Origin of the sequence: Rhodopseudomonas sp. BR0C11, assembly GCF_010820945.1 — a bacterium.
GTDB lineage: Bacteria > Pseudomonadota > Alphaproteobacteria > Rhizobiales > Xanthobacteraceae > Rhodopseudomonas > Rhodopseudomonas palustris_H.
The window spans coordinates 1-4,283 of sequence record NZ_QTKI01000404.1 but is presented as its reverse complement, the minus strand read 5'-3'; the positions used below and the strand labels follow the sequence as shown (position 1 = coordinate 4,283).

The following is a 4,283-nucleotide window of genomic DNA, read 5'->3' as shown; positions in this document are numbered from 1 at the left end:
GAGCGAGCACCGCAATCGCGGTGACGGCGGTCGCTATCGTCCAGCCGCCGTCACTATAAAAAGACGCCGCTCCGGCAGAGCCGGAACGGCGTCAGGAGGGAGAGAGATCGCGGCGCGCTTGGTTACGGCGCGCCGTTGGGTATTCGTCGCGCGGCGCTGATCACCAGGTGGCGTCGAGGCCGAGTAGGCCGAGGATCTGGCGGCGCAGGTCGGCCAGATATGGATCGCCGCGGTGGCGTGGATACGGCGCCTCCACCGCGATATCGGCCTTCAACTTGGCCGGACGCTCGCTGAACACCACCACGCGTTGCGCCAGGAACAGCGCCTCCTCGACGTCATGGGTCACCAGCAGCGTCGTGAAGCCCTGCCGCTGCCATAGCGATACGATCTCGGTCTGCATGCTGAGCCGGGTCAGCGAGTCGAGTTTGCCGAGCGGCTCGTCCAGCACCAGGATGTCCGGATCGTTGACCAGTGCCCGGGCCAGCGACACGCGCTGCGCCATGCCGCCGGAAAGCTGGTGCGGATAGGCATTGGCAAAGCCGCTGAGCCCGACCAGCGCCAGCGCCGCATCGACGCGGTGACGCTCGCTCTTGAGGATGCCCTGCGCCTCCAGCCCGAGCGCCACGTTCTTCCACACCGTCCGCCACGGAAACAGCGTCGGATCCTGGAACACCACCACCCGCGACGGATGCGGCCCGGTGATGACGCGGCCATCTTCGAGCAGCCTTCCGGCCCGCGGCGGCTCGAGCCCCGCCACCAGCCGCAGCAGCGTGGACTTGCCACAGCCCGACGGCCCGAGCAGCGCGACGAACTCGCCGGGCTTGGCGCTCAGCGTGACGTGATCGAGCACCGGCAGTTCGTTGCCGTCGATGTCGAAGTGGTGGCTGACGTCGACAACGTCGAGCGCAGCGCCGGCGGCTTGCGGCGGCTGCTTCAATGCGACGGCGCTCACCATTTCACCACACCCTTCTGCCAGACCAGCAAGCGGTCACGGACCTTGAACAACGCCGTGATGGCGCCGGAGCAGAGCAGCGACATCACCAGCAGCGCCGCATACATATTGGCGTAGGCCGCCCAGCCCTGCGCCCATTGCAGGTACCAGCCGAGGCCGGACTTCACGCCCATCATCTCCGCCACCACCAGCACCGCGAACGAGGCGCCGAGGCCCATGAACAGGCCGACGAAGACGTGGGGCAGCGCAGCCGGGATCGCGACCTTGAACACCAGGAACGACGGCTTGGCGCCGAGCGTGCGCGCGACGTCGTAATAGGCGTTCGACACGCTGGCGACGCCCGACCAGGTCAGCACCGTCACCGGGAAACCGGTGGCGAGCGCGATCAGGAAGGTCGAAGCGCTCCAGCTCGAGGGGAACGCGAAGAACGCGATCGGCAACCAGGCGGTCGCCGGCAGCGGGCCGATGAAGCGCAGCACCGGATGCACCCAATAGCCGACCGCACGCGACCAGCCGATCGACACGCCGGTGACGAAGCCGACCGCGGCGCCGATCAGGTAGCCACCGAGCTGCAGCTTGATCGATGCGAACACGCTGTCGAACAGCTTGACGAAGTCGTCGGTATAGACTTCGACGATCGCCTGCGGCGGCGGGAAGAACGGCAGCGGCAGCACACCGAGCTTGGCGGTCAGAACCTCCCACAGCGCGAGCACCACGCCGAGCAGCAGCAGCCACGGCGATCGCCGCCGCAAGGACTCGCCGACCCGCTGCGACCAGAACCCGGCCACTGCCGCGATCGCGATCACGCCGCCGAACAAGAAGGCGGCGATCGCCACCTCCTTAGTGCGCGTCCAATCGCCGATGTCTTCCCGCCACAGACAGGACAGACCGAACGCGATCCAGCCGAGGCTGGCGGCGAAGCCGACGAAATGCCCGCGCAGCGCGCGAAGCACCGACGGCGTGCGGGACGCAAGTCGCGTCCCGACGTCGAGATCAAGCGTCTCAGACGCGGAATACGTCGGCATAGATCTTGTCCGCAAATTTGGTGGTGTCGGTCGAGGGCTTGATCACCGAGACGGCCTTGAGGTCGTCGGCGTAGAGCTTCAGCTCGTTTTTGAGCTGCGCGCCGATCGGGTGGTGATCATGAGTGTGGTACTTGATCAGCGCCTGAATATCCTCTTCGGTGACGATCTTCGGTGCGTAAGGCAGGAAGGACTTGGCCGCCTTCTCCGGATTCTTCGACGAGAACTCGGCCGCGTCGAGCAGCGCCTGGGTCAGCGCGCGCGCCACCTGCGGCTCTTCGCGGATCAAGCTGCCGCGGACGCCGACGATGCAGCAGCTCACATTGCGATAGACTCCGTCGAGATTGGAGCCGATCTCCTTGAACTCGCCGTCCTTGAGGAACGCGTGCGCCAGCGGATCGGACGCCAGGGCCGCCTGTGCCTCGCCCTTCTCCACTGCGAGCCGAACCAGGTTGGCCGGATACTGCTTCCACTCGAGATCCTTGGTCGGATCGATGCCGGCCTTGGCCAGCTGGATCGAGAAGAAGTTCTTGCCCGGACCGGCCTGATCGTCGATCGCCACGACCTTGCCCTTGAGATCGGTGACCTTGCTGATCTCCGACTTGGTCGGCGCGATCGCACGCAGGCAGCCGCCATGGGTGCCGGCGACGATCTTGACGTCGAACCCCTGCTCCAGCGGCTTCAGCCAGCGCAGCGCCATGCCGACGCCGGCGTCGCTCTTGCCGGTGGCGATCGCTTCGAGCAACTGATCGGTCGAGCCGGAGAAATTCACCAGTTCGACGTCGAGATTCTGCTTCTTGAAGAAGTCGTAGTCGACCGCGACCGGCACCTGCACCGAGCACACCGAGGTGGCGTTCCACGACAGCTTCACCTTGCGCGGCGCGCCGGTCAGCGGCGTTGCTTCACCGGAGGTCCGGCAGATCGGCGCATCCGACAGATCGTAGCCGATCGGACGGGCGGGAAATGCCTGAAGGCCGAAGGCGCCCGCCGGCGCCGCGATAACGCCCGACGCCGCGCCCAGCAGCACGGAACGCCGGCTGATCCACCGGCCTTTTTCTTGGTTGCTCATGAATGTCCTCTTCGCTTTCAGGGCTCGGGCCGCATCCGTTGCGGCAACTATCAGCAAGCTTGTTCGGCCCATTTCTGCCGCTCTCGCTGATGAGATTCAGAGCTCACATGATCGAGGTGCGCCGGTATCCGGTCAATGAAACACGATTTCAAATGACCCGCCTGACAGAGAACATCACGGGCGTCGTACAGGCAGGGACAGCGAAGCGACCCTCACGGAGAATGGCGTTCTCAATGACGCCGCCTGCACAGCATGATTATCTCTGGCCGAACCCCCGCTTTGATGAACAGAGTCGCGCGGGGAGTTGTCACGGCATGCCGGAGAGAGTGGACGCGAACTACACGCCCTTGAACGCCGGCGCCCGCTTTTCGAAGAACGCGGCGATGCCTTCGCGGTAGTCGTCGGCGGTGTTGACCGCCTCGACGGTGGCGCGGGTGATTGCGGCAGCCTCGGACGGTCCCTTCGGCAGGGTCGCGCCGACGAACCCTTTGAGCAGCTTCACCACCAGTGGCGCATTGGCGGCGATCTCGGCCGCGAACTGACGCGCCACGGTGAGCTGATCGCCATTCGGCACCACGCGATTGACCAGCCCGATCTCGTAGGCCCGATGCGCGTCGATCGAACCGCCGACCAGCAGCAGCTCCATCGCGATTTTGTGCGGGATGCGCGCCGCCAGCGAACTAATCAGGCCGCCGCTATAGCCGACCTTGGCTTCCGGATAGGACAGCACGGTGTTGTCGGCGGCGATCGCCAGATCGGCGAACTGCACCAGCACCAGGCCGCCGCCGACCACGAGGCCTCCGATCGCCGCGATGATCGGCTTGTCGACCGGAACGCCGACGCCCGGCACCGCCCGCCAGAAATCGTGCGGGATGTCTTTCAGATTGGCTCCGGCGCTGAAGGCGAGGTCGCCGTTCGCTGTCAGGATCGCGACGTGGTCGCTGCCAGCATTGAACCGCTTCCACGCGGCATTCAGGCCCTCCACCACCGAATGGTCGATGACGTTGTGCTTGTCCGGCCGGTTGATGGTGATCTCGGCGATCCCATTGCGGGACTCGTACAGTACGCTCGACATCGGCGTTTCCTCTTGTCTTGCTCAGTTCGTCGCCTGGCTGGCGATCTCGATCAGCTTGGTCTTCTGGCCCGAGCGCGGCAGGCTGCCGTGCGGCAGGATGTCGACCACAGGGCGGAACGTCAGCAGTTCGCGAACACGGTGCTCGATGTCGCCGGCGAGATCGGC

Annotated in this window: 4 protein-coding genes; all 4 read right to left on the bottom strand. The window is 65.6% G+C overall.

The features are described from left to right. Positions 1–160 precede the first annotated feature (160 nt). The 4 genes from DYI24_RS22170 to DYI24_RS22155 all read right to left on the bottom strand — a co-directional run bounded on the left by DYI24_RS22170 (position 161) and on the right by DYI24_RS22155 (position 4,118). Positions 161–955 (bottom strand): ABC transporter ATP-binding protein, encoded by a 795-nt coding sequence (locus DYI24_RS22170; protein WP_107355531.1) that lies wholly within the window; start codon positions 953–955, stop codon positions 161–163. Continuing rightward, positions 949–1,977 carry an ABC transporter permease gene (locus tag DYI24_RS22165; RefSeq protein WP_164573867.1) on the bottom strand — a complete coding sequence of 343 codons (1,029 nt, stop codon included), beginning with the start codon at positions 1,975–1,977 and terminating at the stop codon, positions 949–951. The genes DYI24_RS22170 and DYI24_RS22165 overlap by 7 nt, the downstream gene beginning before the upstream one ends. Continuing rightward, complete coding sequence (locus DYI24_RS22160) at positions 1,955–3,043, bottom strand: ABC transporter substrate-binding protein (protein WP_164573866.1); 1,089 nt, start codon at positions 3,041–3,043, stop codon at positions 1,955–1,957. Before DYI24_RS22160 ends, DYI24_RS22165 begins: the two co-directional genes overlap by 23 nt. Before the next feature lie 337 nt (positions 3,044–3,380). Further along, positions 3,381–4,118 carry an enoyl-CoA hydratase/isomerase family protein gene (locus DYI24_RS22155; protein ID WP_164573865.1) on the bottom strand — a complete coding sequence of 246 codons (738 nt, stop codon included), beginning with the start codon at positions 4,116–4,118 and terminating at the stop codon, positions 3,381–3,383. Between the last annotated feature and the right edge of the window lie 165 nt (positions 4,119–4,283).

Coding starts and splice junctions, on each gene's coding strand:
- DYI24_RS22170 (WP_107355531.1), bottom strand. CDS start 955: ATGGTGAGCGCCGTCGCATTGAAGCAGCCGCCGCAAGCCGCCGGCGCT.
- DYI24_RS22160 (WP_164573866.1), bottom strand. CDS start 3,043: ATGAGCAACCAAGAAAAAGGCCGGTGGATCAGCCGGCGTTCCGTGCTG.
- DYI24_RS22165 (WP_164573867.1), bottom strand. CDS start 1,977: ATGCCGACGTATTCCGCGTCTGAGACGCTTGATCTCGACGTCGGGACG.
- DYI24_RS22155 (WP_164573865.1), bottom strand. CDS start 4,118: ATGTCGAGCGTACTGTACGAGTCCCGCAATGGGATCGCCGAGATCACC.